Source organism: Amycolatopsis samaneae, assembly GCF_039541975.1.
Lineage (GTDB): Bacteria > Actinomycetota > Actinomycetes > Mycobacteriales > Pseudonocardiaceae > Amycolatopsis > Amycolatopsis samaneae.
In genome coordinates this window covers 454,895-473,661 of the sequence record NZ_BAABHG010000001.1, presented here as the reverse complement: position 1 = coordinate 473,661, position 18,767 = coordinate 454,895, and the positions used below count along the sequence as shown (strand labels likewise).

The following is an 18,767-nucleotide window of genomic DNA, read 5'->3' as shown; positions in this document are numbered from 1 at the left end:
CGACGGTTTCACGGGCGGTGAGACCGTGATCGGCGGCCGGACAGTGGGTCGCCGGATGCGAGACAGGAGGGTGGGTCCGTGGGAAATCCGGACGAAGTCGCAGGTGAGCGGCCCGCGGAGGCGGGCAGGGTCACGGTGACCGAGCCGGGGGTGATCCGGCGGGCCATCGGCGCGGCGGCCATCGGCAACGTGACCGAATGGTTCGACTTCGGGGTGTTCGCCTACCTCGAAGTGACCATCCGAAAGGTCTTCTTCACCGGCGCCAACGAGACAGTCGGGACAATCGGGACATTGGGGCTGTTCGCGGTCGCCTTCCTGGTCCGTCCGTTCGGCGGGATGTTCTTCGGCCCGCTCGGTGACCGGATCGGCCGGACCAAGGTGCTCTCGATCACGGTCATCCTGATGGCCGTCGGCACGTTCGTGATCGCGTTCATCCCCAGCTACGGCGCGATCGGCGCGGCGGCGCCGATGCTGATGCTCGCGGCCCGGCTGCTCCAGGGTTTCTCCACCGGCGGCGAGTACGGCGGCGCGATGACGTTCATCGCCGAGTACGCCCCGGACAAGCGGCGCGGTTTCCTCGGCAGCTGGCTGGAGTTCGGCACGCTGACCGGGTACGCCTTCGGCGCGACCATCGCGACCGTGGTCACCACCGTGCTGCCGGAGGAGGATCTGCTCAGCTGGGGCTGGCGGATCCCGTTCCTGATCTCCGGGCCGCTCGGCCTGATCGGTCTCTACCTGCGGCTCAAGCTGGAGGAGACCCCGGCGTTCAAGGCGCTCGCCGACGAGTCGCAGGGCCGCGAGGGAAGTCAGACGCTGCGCGAGATCCGCACGATCTTCGTCAAGTACTGGCGGCCGATGGTGGTCTGCGGCGGGCTGGTGCTGGTCTTCAACGTCACCAACTACATGCTCACCTCGTACATGCCGACCTATCTCGCCGGGCTGCCGGACCACGCCGGCATCAGCGAGACCACCTCGCAGGTGCTGCAGATCGTCGTCCTGCTGCTGATGATGGTGTTCATCACCTTCGTCGGGCGGCTGTCCGACCGCATCGGCAGGCGGCCGGTGATCTTCGCGGGCTGCGCGTTCATGGTGGTACTGGCGGTGCCGTCGGTGCTGCTCATGCGCGCGGGCGGGGTCGGCCCCGTCTTCGGCGGGCTGGCGATGATGGGCCTGATGCTGGTGTGCTTCAACAGCACCATGCCCTCGACACTGCCCGCGCTGTTCCCGACCGAGATCCGCTACGGCGGCCTGTCGATCGCCTTCAACATCTCGGTGTCGCTCTTCGGCGGGACGACGGCGGTGGTGACGGCCTCGCTCATCGCGGTCACCGGCGACCTGAACTGGCCGGGGTACTACCTCATCATCGCCGGGATCATCGGTGCCGTCGCGTGCTTCTTCACCAAGGAGTCCGCGCGCAAGCCGTTGCCGGGTTCGCCGCCCGCGGTGTCGACCGAGGCGGAGGCGCGGGCACTGCGGGAGCACGCGGCCCGCTAGCCGGTCGCGGGCGGGGACCAGGTCAGGCGCGGATCGGTCTGCACGAAGCTGCCCAGCAGCTGATCGATCCGCGTCAGCACGTCGAGGTCGAGGGAGATCCCGGAGGCCTTGGCGTTCTCGACGACCTGCGCGGGGGTGCTCGCGCCGGTGATCACCGAGGCGACGGTGTCGTGCTGCAACGCCCAGGCCAGCGCGAGCTGGGCCATGGTCAGCCCGGCGTCGTCGGCGACCCCGCGCAGCAGGCCGACGCGGTCGAGCAGGTCCGGCATCAGCAGCGGCCACACGGACCTCCGTGCCTCGCCCCCGGCGGCCGCGCGGGATCCCGGCGGGACGTGCCCCGGCCGGTACTTGCCGGTCAGCACGCCCTGGGCGAGGGCGACCGACGCGAACTGGCCGATGCCCTCGCGCGCGCACACCGGCATCACCTGTGCCTCGGCCACCCGCCACAGCATCGAGTAGTGCGGCTGGTTGGCGATCAGCGGGACGTCGAACCGCCGCGCGGCGGCACTCGCCTGTGCCAGCTGGTCGGCCGTCCACTCCGCGGTGCCCACGTAGAGGACCTTCCCCTGCCGCACCAGATCCGAGAGCGCGAGGAAGGTTTCGTCGAGCGGTGTCCGGTAGTCGAACCGCAGCAGCTGGTAGACGTCGACGTGGTCGGTGCCCAGCCGCCGGAGCGAGCCGTGCAGGGAAGCCCGCAGGTGCTTGCGGCTCAGCCCGGCGGCGTTGGGGCCGGCGCCCTCCGGCCAGAACACCCCGGTACACAGCACGAGATCGTCGCGGCGGGCCCCGGCGAGCGCCGCGCCGAGCGCCTCCTCCGCCGCGCCTTCGGCCCAGGCCGCGGCCGTGTGGAAGGTCGTGACGCCCGCGTCGAGTGCGGCGGCGACGCACGCGGCGCCGTCGGCGTGGGTGAGCCAGTTGCCGTAGGCGATCTCGCTGACGGCCAGCCCGCTGTCGCCGAGCCTGCGGTGTTCCATGCTCAGCCCTTCCTCGCGCCGGTCTCGGTGATGGTGTGGTCGATCCACTCGTCGAGCCCGCGCGCCTTGCGCGCGTAGGTCTCCCGGACCGACTCGTGCGGCAGGATCAGGAACTCCTCCGCGGCCAGGCCGCGCACGACCGAGGCGGCCACGTCCTCCGGCTCCAGCAGCGGCGCCGCCGCGGCGATCGCGAGCGCGGCGGGATGCCCGGCGGCCAGGCCCGGTTCGAGCAGCGCCGTGCGCACCCCGAGCGGGCACAGCGCGCTGACCCGCACGCCGCGTGGCCGGTAGGTGATGGCCAGCCATTCGGCGAGCCCGACGGCGGCGTGCTTGGTGACCGAGTACGGCGCGTCGCCCGGCGTGCCGAGCAGCCCGGCGCCGGACGCGGTGATCAGCAGGTACCCTTCGCCGCGGCCGAGCATCGCGGGCAGCGCGACCTGCGCGGCGTGCACGTGCTGCATGACGTTGACCGCCCACGACCGCGCCCACTGCTCGTCGGCCGCGTGCACCCCGGTGCCGAACGCGGCGCCCGCGTTGGAGCAGAACAGGTCCACCGGGCCGAACTCGGCGCGCGCGGTGGCGACCAGCCGCTTCAGGTCCTGTTTGGACGTCGCGTCGGCGTGCCGCGCGATCGCGGTGCCGCCCTCGGCGGCGATCCCGGCCACGACCTGTTCGGCCGCGGCGAGGTCGAGGTCGGAGACCACCACCCCGGCCGCGCCGTCGGCGGCGAAGCGCCGCGCCATCGCGGCGCCGATCCCGTGTGCCGCGCCGGTCAGCACGACGACTCGTCCTGTCACTTCCACGTGTGCTCCAGTGCCATTTTTGTCGTACTCCGGTGGCTATTCCGGTGTTTTGTGACGCCGGTGAGTAAATTGTCGTCGAAAGCTGCGAGGCGGATGATAAAAGTGCTGGTCATCGCGCTGTTCTGCGCTGTCGGTGTATTTGTTCCCGGTGTCGGGACTTTAGCATGTCCTCTCTTGTTTCCCGAGTTTTCGGGTGCGAGTATTGCACTCCCTGCGGCAAGTAGGTTATTTCTTGGAAACCCCCGGTGAAGATCGCCGGATCCACGAGATCCGGCCGGGTGGGGGGTGAACAGGAGGACACCGATGAGTCACGCGACGGCGCGGGCGCGGGTGCTCGGCGTGCATCCGCTCGGGTGGCCGGATCCCGGCCTGGTGGCCGCCGTCGCCAGGGGTGGCGGGCTTGGCGTCCTCGACCTCGGCGGCCCCGGCGATGCCGCTGGCTCTATTGTGGACAGTGGACTGCCGTTCGGCGTCCGGATCCGCGCGGAGCACCCGGTGCGGCCCGAGGTGGTGCGGGACAGCGGCGCGGGGCTCGTCCTGCTCGCCGAGGGCGCGCCGTGGCCGGGTAGCGACCTTCCCGTGCTGGCCGAGGTGACCGGTGTCGAGCAGGCCGCCCGGGTGCTCGGCGCCGGTGCCGCCGGGCTGGTCGCCCGCGGCAGCGAGGCGGGTGGCGCCGAGCTCACCACGTTCGTCCTGCTGCAACGGCTGCTGGCGCGCTTCGGCGGGGACGTCCCGGTGTGGGCGTACGGGGGCATCGGGCCGCGCACGGCGGTGGCCGCGGTCGCCGGGGGAGCGGCGGGCGTGGTGCTGGACGGGCTCGGCCTGTTCCCCGAGGCCGAGGTCCCGCACGCGGCAAGGGAGGAGCTGGCCCGTGCCGACGACGGGCTCGCGGCCGTGTTCGCACACCGGTTCCCGGACGCGGAAAGCGCTGTCCGGTCGGTGGTGCGGTCACTGGCCGCGCCGGTCGTGGTGGATCCGGCGGCGCAGGGTGCCCCGCTGTGCCGGACGCTGGGCACCGCGCTGCCGGTCGTCCAGGGCCCGATGACGCGGGTGAGCGACCAGCCCGGCTTCGCCGCCGCGGTCGCCGACCACGGCGGGTTCCCGTTCGTCGCGGTGGCCACCGCGAACGGCGCGAAGAGCACCGAGCTGCTCGACCGGACCGCGGCCCGGCTCGGCGAGCGGCCGTGGGGCGCGGGCCTGCTCGGGTTCGTCCCGGAGGCACTGCGTGCCCAGCAGCTCGCCGCGGTGCGGGCCGCGCGCCCGCGGTGCGTGCTGATCGCGGGCGGCAAACCCGCGCAGGCCAGGACCTTGGAGGCCGAGGGCATCGCGACCTTCCTGCACGTGCCCTCGCCGATCCTGCTGCGGCAGTTCCTCGATGCCGGGATCCGCCGGTTCGTGTTCGAGGGCGCCGAATGCGGTGGGCACATCGGCCCGCGGTCGAGTTTCGCGCTCTGGGAACAACAGCTCGACGTGCTGGGCGACTACCGCGCCGAAGACGTCGAAGTGCTGTTCGCGGGCGGTGTGCACGACGCGCGGTCCGCCGCGATGGTCGCCGCGATGGCGGCCCCGGTGGCCGCGCGGGGCGCCGGGATCGGGGTGCTGATGGGCACCGCCTATCTGTTCACCGAGGAGGCGGTGACGCACGGCGCCGTCACCGGCCTGTTCCAGGAGCGGCTGCTCGGCGCCGGGGCCACGGTCACCCTGGAGACCGCGCCGGGGCACCTCACCCGGTGCCTGCCCAGTCCCTACACCGAGGAGTTCGCCGCGCTGAAGGAGCGACTGCGGGCGCGGGGGCTCCCGCCGCAGGAGACCTGGCAGCGGCTGGAGGAGCTGAACACCGGACGCCTGCGGATCGCGAGCAAGGGGATCCGCCGCGACGGCGCGGACCTCGTCGCGGTCGGCGAGGAGGGCCAGCTCGCCGAGGGCATGTACCTGGCGGGTCAGGTCGCGGTGCTGCGCGGGGAACGCACCGGGATCGCCGCGTTGCACCGCGAGGTCACCGACGGCGCCGCCGAGCTGCTTCGTGCGGGGACGCGCGATGCCAAAGAGCCCGAAACGTCCACTGTGGATGGTGAGATCGCCATCGTGGGCATGGCCTGCGCGTTCCCCGGCGCACCGGACCTGCCCGCGTTCTGGTCGAACATCCTGCGCGGCACCGACGCCGTCACCGAGGTGCCGGAGGACCGCTGGGACCAAAGTGTCTACTTCGGACAGGGCGACGGTGGATCGGCCTCGAAGTGGGGCGGGTTCCTGCCGCCGCTGGACTTCGACCCGCTTTCCTACGGGATCCCGCCGTCGTCCATGGGCAGCATCGACCCGGCGCAGCTGGTGTCGCTGGAGATGGCGCGCCGGGCCCTCGCCGACGCCGGTTACGGCGAGGGTGGCTTCGACCGGGAACGCACCAGCGTCGTGTTCGGCGCGGAGGCCGGGGGAGACCTGGCGAACGCGGGCGTGCTGCGGGCGCTGCTGCCCGGCTACCTCGAAGACGTCCCCGGAGAACTGCTCGCCCAGCTGCCCGAGCTGACCGAGGACTCGTTCCCCGGCACGCTCGCGAACGTCATCTCCGGCCGGGTCGCCAACCGGCTCGACCTCGGCGGCGCGAACTACACGGTCGACGCGGCGTGTGGGTCCTCGCTGGCGGCGTTGGACCTCGCGGTGAAGGAACTGCGGGCCGGCACCAGCGCGATGGTGCTGTGCGGCGCGGTCGACCTGCACAACGGCATCAACGACTACCTCATGTTCACCTCCGCGGGCGCGTTGTCGCCGACCGGGCGGTGCCGTCCCTTCGACACCGCGGCGGACGGGATCGCGCTCGGCGAGGGCGCCGCCTGCCTCGTGCTGAAGCGGCTCGCCGACGCCGAACGCGACGGGGACCGGGTGTACGCCGTGGTCAAGGGCGTCGGCGCGGCCAGCGACGGCAAGGCGCTGGGGCTGACCGCGCCGCGCCCCGACGGGCAGCGGCGCGCGCTGGAACGCGCCTACCGCGACGCCGGGGTGTCCCCGGCGGACGTCACGATGGTGGAGGCGCACGGCACCGGCACGGTCGTCGGTGACGCCACCGAACTGACCACGCTCACCGAGTTCTTCACCGCGGCCGGTGCCGCGCCGGGCGAGTGCGTGCTCGGTTCGGTGAAAAGCCAGATCGGGCACACGAAGTGCGCCGCGGGACTGGCCGGGCTGATCAAGGCGGCGCTGGCGCTGTGGCACGAGGTCGTGCCGCCCACGCTGCACCTGAGCAAGCCGAATCCCGCCTGGGACGCCGCGCGCAGTCCCTTCACGTTCTCCACCGGTGCCCGGCCGTCGCCAGTGCCACGCGAACGCGCGTTCGCGGGCGTGAGCGCGTTCGGGTTCGGTGGGACCAACTTCCACGCGGTGCTGGGCGCGCCCGGGGTGCCGCCGGACCGGCGGCACGGCCTCCGCGACTGGGCGGCCGAGCTGTTCCTGGTCCGTGGCTCCGATGTGGACAGTGCACGGAGGACACTGCGCGCGTTGCTCGACACCCACGAGGGCCGTCCGCTGCGGGAGCTGGCCGCGCTCGCCGGTGCGCGGTCCGACGCGGGCACCGAGCCGGTCCGGCTGGCGGTGGTCGCGGGCGATCTGGCCGAACTGCGGGACGCCGCCGAGGGGCGGGGCGGTATCACCGCCGATAGCGGTGAACCCGGAAAGCTCGCGTTCCTGTTCCCAGGGCAGGGCAGCCAGCGGACCGGGATGCTGGCGGACCTGTTCGTGCACTTCCCGGAGCTGGCCGGGGTGCTGCGGCTGGCCCCCGACGTCGCCGCGACGATCTTCCCGCCCCGCGCCTTCGACGAGGAAACCCTCGCGGCGCAGGAGGAATCGCTCACCGACACCCGGGTGGCGCAGCCCGCGCTGGGGCTCGTCGAGTCCGCGGTCTGCCGGCTGCTCGCCGAACTCGGGGTGCGGCCGGACCTGCTCGCCGGGCACAGCTACGGCGAGCTGGCCGCGCTGTCGGTCGCCGGGGCCTTCGACACCGCGACGCTGGTGGCGCTCAGCCGGGCGCGGGCCCGGTCGATCGCCGAGGTGGCCGGTGCCGATCCCGGCACGATGGCCGCGGTGAAGGCGTCCCGCGAAGAACTCGCCTTCGACCTGATCGGTCCCGACGTCGTACTGGCCAACCACAACGCGCCGGGGCAGACCGTCCTTTCCGGACCGGTTCCCGCGGTGGAACGGGCCGTCCGGCGGTTGCGTGAGCGGGGCGTCGCGGCGAAGCGGATCCCGGTCGCGTGCGCGTTCCACAGCCCGGTGGTGGCCGGGGCGGGCGCGGTGTTCGCCGTCGACCTGGCCGCTGCGGAGATCACCGAACCGGGCCTGCCGGTGTGGTCGAACCGCACCGCGCGGCCGTACGGAACCGGTGCGGTGCGGGCGGAACTGGCCGCGCAGATCGGCGCGCCGGTACGGTTCGCCGACCTGATCGAGGACATGTACGCGGCGGGCGCGCGGACCTTCGTCGAGGCCGGGCCCGGCCGGGTGCTGTCCCGCCTGACCGGGGAGATCCTCGGCGACCGGCCGCACACCGTGATCGCCTGCGATCCGGGCGGCCCCGGCCTGCGGGGTTTCCTCACCGCGCTCGCCCGGCTCGCGGTGGCCGGGGCCGGGGTGCGCACCGAACGGCTTTTCCGCGGCCGGGTCCGGCCCGGTCCCGCCGGAACTCCACTGTGGACGGTGGACGGACAGCTGGTCCGCGCTCCCGGCGGCGAGATCCCCGCGCACGGGCTCGCGCCCGCCCGACGAATCCCGAGGACGACCATGAACCAGCCCGCGCCCGGTCGTGACCAGGCCGTCGTCGACTTCCTCCGCACCACCCGCGAACTCGTCGCGGCGCAACGGGAGGTGATGCTGGGCTATCTCGGCGCGGCGCCGCCCCCGGTGGCCGCGCCGGTGTCGTCGCCGCCCCCGGTCGAGGCCGTGGTGGTGACGCCGGAGCCCGAGCCCGAACCGGTGGTCGTCGCGGAGGAGGCCGACGTTCTCACGACGGTGATCGGCGTGATCAGCGAACGCACCGGCTATCCGGCCGAAATGATCGGCGGCGAGCTGGACCTGGAAGCCGATCTGTCCATCGACTCGATCAAGCGCACCGAGATCGCGGGCACGCTGCTGGCGAAGCTCGGCCTGTCCGGGCGGGTGCCCGACGACGGGCAGGACCGGCTCGGCCGCGACCGTACGGCCGCCGCGCTGGCCGCCCGGCTTGAGAAGTGGGTGAGCCCTGATCAGCCGCCGACGCCCGCACCCGCGGCAGTCGGGGCCTTCCCCGCCGCGGCCCCGGCGGGGAAGGCCCCGGCGCGATACGTGCTCACCCGCGTGCCCGCGCCGCTCGGTACGCCGGACAGCGGGGAGTTGCGGGGCCGGACGGTCGCGGTCCTCGGCGAACCGGGGCAGGAAGAGCTCGCGGAGTCCGTCCGGTCGGCGTTCACCGAGGCCGGCGCGGTGCCGGGGGTACACGATGACGCCGACGTCGTGGTGGTGCTGACCCCACTCGCCGAGGCGGAGGAACTCCTCGCGCCGCAGGTGTTCGGCCAGGTCAAGGCGGCACGGGGGACGGTGGTCGTGGTGGCCGGGCCCGGGTCGGAGCACGGCGCCGGGCTGCGCGGGCTGGTGCGTGCCGCGGCGCGGGAGCGCGACGGCCGAACCAGGCTGGTCGAACTGGAGTCCACTGTGGACATCGGAAAAGTGGTGCTCGCCGAGGTACTCGCCGACGGCCCCGCGGTGGTCCGGTACGACGCCGGGGGACGCGCGACGTTCGAACCCACCGCCGCCGACCTCGGCGCGATCGCCTATGCGGGCGCCGGTCCCGCGGGCGGCGAGACGCGGGCGCTGGGACTCGGCGCGGACTCGGTGGTGCTGCTGGTCGGCGGGGCGCGCGGGATCACCGCGCGGACGGCGGTCGCGCTGGCCGGGAGCGGATGCCGGATCGAACTGGCCGGGCGCACCCCGTGGCCCGCCGAGCCGGACGACGAGGGGCTGCCCGGTGACGCGCAGGCGCTGCGCGCGGCACTGGCCTCCCGGGGCGGCACCGTCGCCGAGATCGAGCGGCGGGTCCGGACGGTCCTCGCCCAGCGGGAGATCGCCGGTACCCTCGCCGGGATCCACGCGGCCGGGGGAACGGGGGCGTACCGCGTGCTGGACGCGCGGGACGGCGCCGCCGTCCGGCAGGTGGTGAAGGACCTGCACACCCGCCACGGCCGGATCGACGGTGTCGTCCACGCGGCCGGGGTGATCGACGACAGGCTGATGGCGGACAAGGACGAGCAGTCCTTCCGCACGGTGTTCGGGACCAAGGTGGACGGTGCGAGGGCACTGCTCGACGCGCTGGAGCAGTGTGGCGCGCGGCCGGGGTTCGTCGCCTTCTTCGGCAGCATCGCCGCGGTACTGGGCAACCGGGGGCAGACCGACTACGCGGCGGCGAACGACGCGTTGGAAACCCTCGGCGAGCGCTGGTCCCGCCGTACCGGCCGCCGGGCCCTGACCGTCCACTGGGGACCATGGGCGCCCTCGGAAGACCACGGTGGCATGGTTTCCCCCGAACTCGCGCGCGAGTACGAACGTCGGGAGGTCGCCCTGATCGACCCCGCCGATGGCACCGCCGCGCTCCTGCGCGAGCTGGCCTACGGCTCACCCGAGGTCCGCTCGGTGCTGTACACGGCGTCGTTGTGGTGAGCGCTGTGGTGAACGCCGTGGGCCGCCAGGAACCGGTCGCGATCGTCGGGATGGGTGTTTTCCTCCCCGGATCATCCACTGTGGACGAATACTGGCGGAACCTCGTCTCCGGCACCGACGCGGTCACCGAGATCCCGGAGCACCGGCGGGACCCGAGCTTCCACGGCGGTTCCCCCGATGGCGTGGGCGCGCCCGACCGCACCTACGGGCGGCGGGGCGGGTTCGTCGCGGACACCCTCGACTTCGACCCGGCGGCGTTCGGCATCGTGCCCAGCTCGGTCGAGGCGATGGAACCGGACCAGCTGACCGCGCTGGCGGTGGCCGTGGCCGCCGTCGACGACGCCGGAGGCCCGCGCGGGCTGGGCGACCCCGCACGCGTCGGCGTGATCCTCGGCCGCGGCGGCTACCTTTCGCCCGGACTGCTGCGGTTCGACCAGCGGGTCCGGTCGGTCCGGCAGATCACCCGCACCGTCGGGGAACTGCTGCCCTCGGCGGGGCCGGAGGTCCTGGAACGGCTGCGGACCGCGCTGCTCGAACCGCTCGGCGAGTTCCGGCCCGACACGGCGGTCGGGCTGGTGCCGAACCTGGCCGCCTCCCGGGTCGCGAACCGCCTGGATCTCGGCGGTCCCGCGTACACGGTGGACGCGGCGTGCGCGTCCTCGCTGGTGGCGGTGGACCAGGCGATCGGCGAACTCGCGCGGCGCCGGTGCGACGTCGTGCTCGCGGGTGGGGTGCACCACTGCCACGACGACACGCTGTGGTCGATGTTCACCCAGCTCGGCGCGCTGTCGCCGAGCCAGCGGATCAGCCCGCTTTCCCGCGCGGCCGACGGCATGCTGATCGGCGAGGGCACCGCGGTCGTGGTGCTCAAACGCCTTGACGACGCGCGGCGCGACGGCGACCGGGTGTACGCGGTGGTGCGCGGCTCGGGCACGTCGAGCGACGGCAAGGGCGCGAGTCTGCTCAGCCCCGCCGTCGCCGGGCAGTCGCTGGCGCTGCGCCGCGCGTGGGCCTCGGCCGGGCTGGATCCGGCGGAACCGGGGGCGCTGGGCCTGCTGGAGGCGCACGGGACCGCGACCCCCGCCGGGGACGCGGCGGAACTGGCCACGGTCGCCGAGGTGTTCGGCCCGCCCGCCGGACCGGCCGGGGTGATCGGCTCGGTCAAGTCGATGATCGGGCACACCCTGCCGACCGCGGGCGTCGCGGGCCTGGTCAAGGCGGCGCTCGCGCTGCACCACGCCACCCTGCCGCCGACCCTGCACTGCGCGGACCCGAACCCCCTGCTGGAAAAGACCCGCTTCCGCGTCCTGTCCGAGGCGCGGCCCTGGGAAGGTGACGGGCCACGACGCGCGGCGGTCAACGCGTTCGGCTTCGGCGGCGTCAACGCGCACGTCGTGCTGGAGGAGGGCGACCCCGCCCCGGCCCGGCGGCGTCGCGCGCGGATCGGTGCCGAGCCGGAACGCGTGCTACGGCTCGCGGCGTCCACTCCGGACGCGCTGCGCGCGCTGCTCGACCGGCCCGAACAGTCCGATGTGGAGGGTCCGGGGCGGTGCCGGATCGCCGTCGTCGGGCCGGAGGAGAAACGGCTCGCGGTGGCCCGGCGCGTGCTCGCGAAGGTGGCCGCCGAGGGGACCCGATGGCACGGCCCGAACGACATCTGGTGCTCGGTGGACCCGTTGCTGCGGCGGCCGGGGGCGAAGACCGCGTTCGTCTACCCCGGGCTCGAAGCGGACGCGGAACCGCACTGCGCCGACGTCGCCCGGCACTTCGGGCTGGCGCGCCCGGGGTGGTCGACGGCGAGCGTGCTCGACCGCGCGGCGAGCGTGGGGCAGGTCGGGCTGCTGCTCGACGCCGCGCTGCGACGGCTCGACGTCACCCCGGACGTGCTGGCCGGGCACAGCGTCGGGGAGTGGACGGCGATGCAGGCCGCCGGGATGTACGCGCCACCGTCCACACCGGACCTGATGGCCCGCTACTGGCCGCACGGGTTCACCCTGCCCGAAGCGGAGTTCCTGGTGCTGGGGTGTTCGGCGGAGCGCGCGGAGGACCTGCTCGCGGACGAACCGGAGCTGATGATCTCGCACGAGAACGCGCCCCGCCAGACCATCGTGTGCGGGGACCCGGCGGCCGCGGCCCGGCTCGCCGGGGTGTGCGCCGAACGCGGCGTCGTCGCCAGGACACTGCCGTTCCGCTCCGGTTTCCACACGCCGCTGCTGCGTTCGCGGCTGGGCCCGTTCACCCGGCTCGTGGCCGAGCTGGAGCTGAGCGCGCCGCGGATCCCGGTGTGGTCGGCGACCACGGCGCGGCCCTATCCGTCCGCCGCGGTCGAGGTCCGCGAGCTGTACCTCGCCCACCTGGTGCGCAAAGTCCGGTTCCGCGAACTGGCGGAGGCCCTGTACGCCGACGGTGTCCGCGTGTTCGTGCAGGCCGGTGCCGGGCAGGTCGGTTCGTTCGTGGCGGACACGCTGGGGGACCGGCCGCACCTGGTCGTCGCCGCGGCGTCCGGGACCCGGTCCGGCCTCGGGCAGCTGCGGCGGGTGGCGGCCGCGGTGTGGGCCGAGGGCGGGCAGCCGCGGTTCGCCGCTTTGGAGGCCAGGCGGACGCGAATCGACACCGCGAGCACGCTGCTTTCGGTGAGCGAGGAAGCCAGGGGGATGCTGGAGGGCGGCGAGGCGCTGCCGGAGATCCCGGACGGGGTGCCGGACGCGATCGTCGCCGAGTTCACCGCGCTGCTGGCCGAGACCCGGCAGGCGGCGGCGAGCGTCGTGCGTGCCGCTTCCGGCCCGGGGCCGGTCGAGTCCACAGTGGACGTCTCACTGGCGGCGATGCCCCACCTGGCCGACCACCGCTTCTTCCGGCAGCGTGAGGGATGGCCGGAGGAGGCGGACTTCCGGCCCGTCGTGCCCGCGACGGCGCTGGTCGACCTGGCCTGCCGGGCGGCGGAGCGGGCGTGGCCGGGAACGGTCGCGACCGGGATCGAGGACGCGGCGTTCTCCCGCTGGCTGATCGCCGCTCCCGCGCGACGAGTGCCGCTGTCGCTGATCCGCGAGGCCGATCGGGTGCGGGTCGGCATCGGGCCGTACAGCACCCTGACCGTCCACTTGGGACGCGGCTATCTGCCCGCGCCGCGACCGTTACCGGTGCCGGGACCGGAAACCTCGGCCCCGTGGAACGCGGCCGAGGTCTACCGTCGCCGCGAGATGTTCCACGGCCCGGCGTACCAGGGGCTGGCGCGACTGGACGGGATCGGTGAGCGGCACATCCGCGCCGAACTCGTCGTACCGCCCGCCCCCGGCGCGCTGCTGGACAACGTCGGGCAGCTGCTCGGGTGCTGGCTGATGGCCACCCAGGCCGACGGGCTGCTCGCGTTCCCCGCCTCGATGGGCCGGATCACCTGGTACGGCCCCGAACCCGGGCCGGGAACGCGGGTGGACTGTCTGGTCCGGGTCCGCCTGCCGCGGCCGGACGTGCTGGAGATGGACGCCGAGCTGGTCCGGGACGGGCGGGTGCTCGCGAGGATCGAGCGGTGGCGCGACGTGCGCTTCCCGTGCGACCGCGCCGCCCACCGCGTCTACGCCTTCCCGGACCGGCACGGGCTTTCCGAGGTACGCGAGGGTTCCTGGACGCTGGTCACCGACCGCTGGCCGAGTGTCGCCGCCCGCGACATCTACGCGGGCGTGTACCTCGGCGCCGCCGAACGCGCCGAGTACGCAGCGCTGGAACCACGCCGGCAGCGGGGCTGGCTGCTGGAGCGGATCGCGATCAAGGACGCCGTCCGCGCGCGGCTCGGCGACGGCGTCTACCCGGCGGAAATCCGCGTGCACCCCGACGGGACGGCGGTTTCCGGGCAGCACGGCCGGAAGTTGCCGGATCTCGCCGTCGCCGTCGCCGTCGCGCGGATCGGGGAGGTCGCGGTCGCCCTCGTCCGCGACCGGGACGACCCGGTGCCGCCCCGCGTCGCCGTCCGCGTGGCGGGGGAGACCGAGGGGCTGGCCGAGGAGATCGGGGCCGGCGTGGAGTTCGCCGCGATACCGGGTCACGTCGTGGCCTGGAACCGTTGTGGGACAAACAGGAGCACGAGATGACGATCGGACAGCAGAGCCCGCCCACCGTCTTCGCCACCGTCGCCGAACTGCTCGGCGAGCTGGTCGGTGACGCCGAGGTGCTGGGCATCGAGATCACGCCGGAAACCACGTTCCACGAGGATCTGCACCTGGAAAGCATCGACCTGGTGACCTTCGCGAGCATCCTCGCCGAGCACTACGGCGCGGACGTCAACCTCGCGGAATTCCTGGCGGAGAAGGACCTCGACGACGTGATCGGGCTGCGGGTCGGCGACATCGCGGACTTCGTGGCCGCCCGGCTGGCCGGACGGGGCTGAGCCGATGCCGACGATGACCGTCAACGGGCTGCGGACGAACGTGCAGCTCGTGGCGGGCGGGGGTACCGAAACCGTGGTGTTCCTGCACGGGATGGGCACCGACAGCCTGGCCAGCTTCTACCTCACGCTCGCCCCGCCGATCGCCGCCGCGGGCATCGACGTGATCAGCTACGACCTGCGCGGGCACGGCAGGACCGAACGTCCCGAACGTGGCTACACGATCGGGGACTTCGTGGCCGATCTGGACGATCTGCTGCGGCAGCTGGATCTCGACCGGCCGGTGCACCTGGTCGGCAACAGCTTCGGCGGCACGCTCGCCTACAGCTACGCCGCCGCGAACCCGGCGCGGGTGCGCAGCATCGTGTGCATCGAGTCGGAACCCGCCACCGCGCTGTGGGCGGACAAGATGACCCGGATCCTCGACCACACCGTGCGTTTTCTCCAGGTGGAGGAGAGTTTCGCCTGGATAGAGGCGAACTACAGCGCGCACCACCGGCGGCTCGCCAGGATGGCGGCGGAGCGGATCTCCTCGACCACGATGGCCGAGGACGTCCCGCGCGGCCCGTTGCTGACCGCCGAGCAGGTGGCCGCGATCGACTGCCCCGTACTGTCCATTCTGGGCAGTCACGGCTACCAGTCCGACGACCTGGAGGCGCTGACCTCGCTGCTGCCCCGGGGCGAGCTGCACGTGTTCGAGGGGCAGGGGCACTCGGTGCTGGTCGAGCAGCACCGGGAGGTGCGGGAGCTGCTGCTGGACTGGATCGCCCGGCACGGGGGAGCGCGCGGATGAGCCGCTTCCTGCTGGTGGTCCCGCCGCTGACCGGGCACGTCGCGCCGCTGCGCGCGGTGGCCGCGGAACTGACGGCGCGCGGGCACGAGGTCGCCTGGTGCGGGCCGGAACCCGCGACCTCGGAGCTGACCGGGGCGGCCACGGTGTTCCCGGCGGGCGACGCGGCCGCGTTCGCGGTGGAACGGCGACCGGAAGGGCTGCGGGGCTTCGCGGCGTTGAAGTTCCTGTGGGAGTCCTACCTCGTCCCGCTCGCCGACGCGATGATGCCGGGGGCCACCGCGGCGGTGGCCGAGTTCGGCCCGGACGTGGTGGTCGCCGACCAGCAGGCGTTCGCGGGCGCGCTGGTGGCGACCCGGTGCGGGATACCGTGGGTGACCTCGGCCTCCACCCCCACCGAACTCGCCGAACCGTTGCGCGCGCTGCCCAAGATCGCCGCGTGGATCGACGGGTTGCAGGACGGGCTCCGGGCGCGGCACGGCGTCGTCTGCGGTGACCTGCGGTTCTCACCGGATCTCGTGCTCGCGTTCACCACGGCCGCGCTGGCGGGCCCGGCCCCGCACCCGGGGGTCCGGTTCGTCGGCCCGGCGCGCGCACCGGCGCCCGCGGCCGACTTCCCGTGGCACGCGCTCGACGGCCGCCCGCTCGTGCTCGTCACCCTCGGCACGGCCAACGCCGGGGCGGGGCGCCGTTTCCTCGCCGAAAGCGCCGACGCGCTGGCCGGGACGCCGGACGTCCAGGGCCTGGTCGTCGACCCGGCGGGCGAGCTGGCCGGCGACGGGATCCTGCTGGCCACGCGGATTCCCCAGGCCGAGGTCGTCCGCCGGGCCGCGGCGGTGGTGTGCCACGGTGGCCACAACACGGTGTGCGAATCGCTCGCGGCGGGCGTTCCGCTGGTGGTCGCGCCGATCCGGGACGACCAGTCGATGCTCGCGCGGCAGGTGGTGACCGCCGGGGCGGGCCTGCGGCTGCGGTTCGACCGCGCGAAGGCGCCGGACATCCGGGAGGCGGTCGCCGCGGTGCTGTCCGAACCCCGGTACGCGGCCGGGGCCGCCACGATCCGGGCCTCGTTCGCCGCCGCCGGAGGCGCCACCGCCGCCGTCGAGCGGCTGGCGGCCCTGGTCCCGGTCGCCGCGCCGGGCGCCGGGTAGCGGCCCGTGACGGAGGACTCGTCCGGTTTCCACTGTGGACCGGCGGGACGTAGGTCACCCCCGGTGGTGACGAACGGAACCCTGCGCGGGAGGGCTTGGCGGGATACCGTCGGTGCCAGGCCATACCCGTTGTTTTCCGGACACGAGGGAGCACCCGATGAGTGACACGATCCTGGTCGGCACCGACGGCTCGGCCGACGCGGAGCGGGCCGTGGCGTGGGCCGCGGGGGTGGCGGCGGCGCGGGGCGACGTGCTGCGGATCGTGAGCGCGGTCAACATCGCCGGCCTCTACTACGGCGTCGGCGCGCCGCCACCGGAGAGCATGCTGAACGATCTGCAGCAGGCGAGCGAGGGTTTCGTGCGGCAGGGCGAGGTCATCGCGCGGTCGGTGAGCCCGGGGATCCGGGTCGAGGGGCGCACCCTGCCGGAGGCGCCGGTGCCGTTGCTGGTCGAGCAGTCGCGGGACGCGCGGATGCTGGTGGTCGGTGGTGCCGGGCGCGGGGAGTTCCTCTCGGCGGTGCTGGGGTCGACGACCGCGGCGGTGGTGGCGCACGCGCGCTGTCCGGTCGCGGTGGTCCGCGGCCGGGAGGACACCGGCGAAGTGCCTTCGGACGGGCCGGTCGTGGTGGGGATCGACGGCAGTCCGGTGAGCGAGCGGGCGGTCGCGGTGGCGTTCGAGGAGGCGTCGCTGCGGAACGCGCCGCTGGTGGCACTGCACGCGTGGAGCGACGTCGCCTACGACTCGATCGGGAACACGGCGCAACTGCTGCCCGGGTGGGAGTCGGTGAAGGACGGCGAGGAGCGGCTGCTGGCGGAGCGGCTGGCGGGCTGGCAGGAGAAGTACCCCGACGTCGAGATCCGGCGCGATCTGCGGGCGGACCGGCCGCGGCACGCGCTGCTGGAGCTGTCGGAAGGGGCGCGGCTGGTGGTGGTCGGCAGCCGGGGCCGGGGCGGGTTCACCGGGATGCTGCTCGGCTCGACCAGCCAGGCGCTGGTGCAGCACGCGCGGTGCCCGGTGCTGGTCGTCCGCCCGGAACAGGCGTGACGACGCGCTGAGCGGTGTCCATTGTGGTCCGCGAGGCGTCCGCGGCGGGCCGGCTCACGGCGGACGCGGCTGGCCGATCCGGCTCGCGACCGTCATCGCCACCCGCCGCACCGCGACCAGCCTGCCGTCGAGCAGCATGGCGTCTTCTGTTTCCGTACGCCTCGGCGATCCCGCCCTCGAAAAGATAGACACCACCGCGTAGCCGCGCGCACATCCGCCGGACCCGCCAGGCCACCAGCGCCAGGACGACGACGGTGGCCACCCCCTCGGCGGTGCCCGCCGCCCCCGAGACGACCCGGACGAGGTTTCCGGCCGCTGTGCTCCCGACGAAGGCCAGCAGCAGGGCGCCGGCCACGCCGGGACGGTACCCGAACCGGTCTTCCAGTTCGCCCAGGCGCCTTTCGCGGGCCAGATCGGCCAGGTTCGGCGGCAGCGCGGCGGACACGGCACCTCCTCCGGCGGGGGACGACGACCAGTGCACCGCCGCCGGGGAGGGACCGGTCCCTCCCAGACCGTCTACTGTGGACCGAACGACGCCCATGGGCCGAGGGTGAGCCCGCCGTTCCCTCGCCGGACCTCCACGGCGCCGGCGCCGCCGAAGTGCGCGGGGACGAGCAGTTCCCGTTCGTCGGCCGCCCGGTGGAGGACCCGGCCGCGGCTGGCCGCGGCCTGCTCCGGTGCGAGGCAGGCGGCGCTGTTGCAGGACGGGTCGAGGAGCTGGACCGGGCTGTGCAGCAGGTCGCCGACGAACACCGCCCGGTCGTGCCCGGAAGCCAGCCGTAGCACGGACGAACCGGGGGTGTGGCCGGGCGCGGCTTCGAGCGTGAGGTGCTCGTCGATCCGGTACTCGTTCTCCCACAGCACGGCCTGCCCGGCCCGGTGCACCGGCGCGACACTGTCCTCGTAGACCGCGCGGCCGTCCGCCTGCGCGCCGTTCCCATAGGCGTTGTCCGGACCGAAGAAGCGGTCGTCGGCGGCCGGGATGAGGTAGCGGGCGCGGGGGAACGCGGGTACCCATTCCCCGTCCGCGGCGACGGTGTTCCCGCCGACGTGGTCGACGTGGAGGTGGGTGTTGACCACGACGTCGACCTCCCGCGGATCGACACCGGCGTTCGCCAGGAGCGCGGGCAGGTCGCTCCGCCAGTGGTGGAACGGCGGCGAGCCCGGCCGTTCGCGTCCCTTGCCCACGCCGGTGTCGATCAGGACGGTCCGCCCTTCGCTGCGCAGCACCCAGGACTGCACCGCGAGCACGGCCCGGTCGCTGCCCGGCTCCCAGTGGTCGGGCGCCAGCCAGTCCTCGTTGTCCCGCCACACCTCGGCGGGCGCGTCCGGGACCAGGCCGGTGGTGGGCAGGAACGGGCCGTGCCATTCGACGACCCGGATGACCTCGACCTCGCCCAGCACGACACGCTGCACGCTTGTGTTCGTCATGCCGTCGACCTTAGGAAGCTCCAGCGAGC

11 protein-coding genes are annotated in these 18,767 nt (G+C 73.8%); 7 read left to right on the top strand and 4 right to left on the bottom strand.

All coding sequences use genetic code 11. The features are described from left to right. The first annotated feature begins 78 nt into the window (after positions 1-78). The gene (locus ABD987_RS02105; protein ID WP_345386204.1) at positions 79-1,494 is read left to right on the top strand and encodes an MFS transporter; all 1,416 of its coding nucleotides are present in this window, start codon (positions 79-81) and stop codon (positions 1,492-1,494) included. Here the strand turns inward: ABD987_RS02105 and ABD987_RS02100 are convergent. Both ABD987_RS02100 and ABD987_RS02095 read right to left on the bottom strand, forming a co-directional pair. Continuing rightward, entirely contained in the window at positions 1,491-2,468 is a 978-nt protein-coding gene (locus tag ABD987_RS02100; protein WP_345386202.1) for an aldo/keto reductase, read from the bottom strand. The genes ABD987_RS02105 and ABD987_RS02100 overlap by 4 nt on opposite strands. A gap of 2 nt (positions 2,469-2,470) precedes the next feature. After that, complete coding sequence (locus tag ABD987_RS02095; RefSeq protein WP_345386200.1) at positions 2,471-3,271, bottom strand: SDR family oxidoreductase; 801 nt, start codon at positions 3,269-3,271, stop codon at positions 2,471-2,473. A 303-nt stretch (positions 3,272-3,574) separates the two neighbouring features. Here ABD987_RS02095 and ABD987_RS02090 point away from each other — a divergent pair, with 303 nt between their 5' ends. The 6 genes from ABD987_RS02090 (at position 3,575) to ABD987_RS02065 (ending at position 17,307) form a co-directional block, all read left to right on the top strand. Further along, positions 3,575-9,943, top strand: coding sequence for an SDR family NAD(P)-dependent oxidoreductase (locus ABD987_RS02090; RefSeq protein WP_345386198.1), 6,369 nt, complete (start codon positions 3,575-3,577; stop codon positions 9,941-9,943). A 5-nt stretch (positions 9,944-9,948) separates the two neighbouring features. Then, positions 9,949-14,028, top strand: a complete 4,080-nt coding sequence (locus tag ABD987_RS02085; protein WP_345386196.1) for a beta-ketoacyl synthase N-terminal-like domain-containing protein — start codon at positions 9,949-9,951, stop codon at positions 14,026-14,028. Further along, positions 14,025-14,324, top strand: a complete 300-nt coding sequence (locus ABD987_RS02080; protein WP_345386194.1) for an acyl carrier protein — start codon at positions 14,025-14,027, stop codon at positions 14,322-14,324. The genes ABD987_RS02085 and ABD987_RS02080 overlap by 4 nt, the downstream gene beginning before the upstream one ends. 4 nt (positions 14,325-14,328) lie before the next feature. Further along, positions 14,329-15,114, top strand: coding sequence for an alpha/beta fold hydrolase (locus tag ABD987_RS02075; protein WP_345386191.1), 786 nt, complete (start codon positions 14,329-14,331; stop codon positions 15,112-15,114). Next, positions 15,111-16,262 (top strand): glycosyltransferase, encoded by a 1,152-nt coding sequence (locus tag ABD987_RS02070; RefSeq protein WP_345386189.1) that lies wholly within the window; start codon positions 15,111-15,113, stop codon positions 16,260-16,262. The genes ABD987_RS02075 and ABD987_RS02070 overlap by 4 nt, the downstream gene beginning before the upstream one ends. A 157-nt stretch (positions 16,263-16,419) precedes the next feature. Beyond that, positions 16,420-17,307 (top strand): universal stress protein, encoded by an 888-nt coding sequence (locus tag ABD987_RS02065; protein WP_345386187.1) that lies wholly within the window; start codon positions 16,420-16,422, stop codon positions 17,305-17,307. Here the strand turns inward: ABD987_RS02065 and ABD987_RS02060 are convergent. Beyond that, a complete protein-coding gene (locus ABD987_RS02060) occupies positions 17,219-17,752 on the bottom strand; it encodes a hypothetical protein (RefSeq protein WP_345386185.1) in 534 nt (177 codons plus the stop codon). The two genes, ABD987_RS02065 and ABD987_RS02060, sit on opposite strands and share 89 nt — an antisense overlap. A gap of 71 nt (positions 17,753-17,823) precedes the next feature. Then, entirely contained in the window at positions 17,824-18,738 is a 915-nt protein-coding gene (locus ABD987_RS02055; RefSeq protein WP_345386183.1) for an MBL fold metallo-hydrolase, read from the bottom strand. Positions 18,739-18,767: the final 29 nt, after the last annotated feature.

Bases quoted from the DNA above. Each gene is read 5' to 3' on its own strand.
- ABD987_RS02055 (WP_345386183.1), bottom strand. From the start codon at position 18,738: ATGACGAACACAAGCGTGCAGCGTGTCGTGCTGGGCGAGGTCGAGGTC.
- ABD987_RS02080 (WP_345386194.1), top strand. From the start codon at position 14,025: ATGACGATCGGACAGCAGAGCCCGCCCACCGTCTTCGCCACCGTCGCC.
- ABD987_RS02100 (WP_345386202.1), bottom strand. From the start codon at position 2,468: ATGGAACACCGCAGGCTCGGCGACAGCGGGCTGGCCGTCAGCGAGATC.
- ABD987_RS02090 (WP_345386198.1), top strand. From the start codon at position 3,575: ATGAGTCACGCGACGGCGCGGGCGCGGGTGCTCGGCGTGCATCCGCTC.
- ABD987_RS02070 (WP_345386189.1), top strand. From the start codon at position 15,111: ATGAGCCGCTTCCTGCTGGTGGTCCCGCCGCTGACCGGGCACGTCGCG.
- ABD987_RS02065 (WP_345386187.1), top strand. From the start codon at position 16,420: ATGAGTGACACGATCCTGGTCGGCACCGACGGCTCGGCCGACGCGGAG.
- ABD987_RS02075 (WP_345386191.1), top strand. From the start codon at position 14,329: ATGCCGACGATGACCGTCAACGGGCTGCGGACGAACGTGCAGCTCGTG.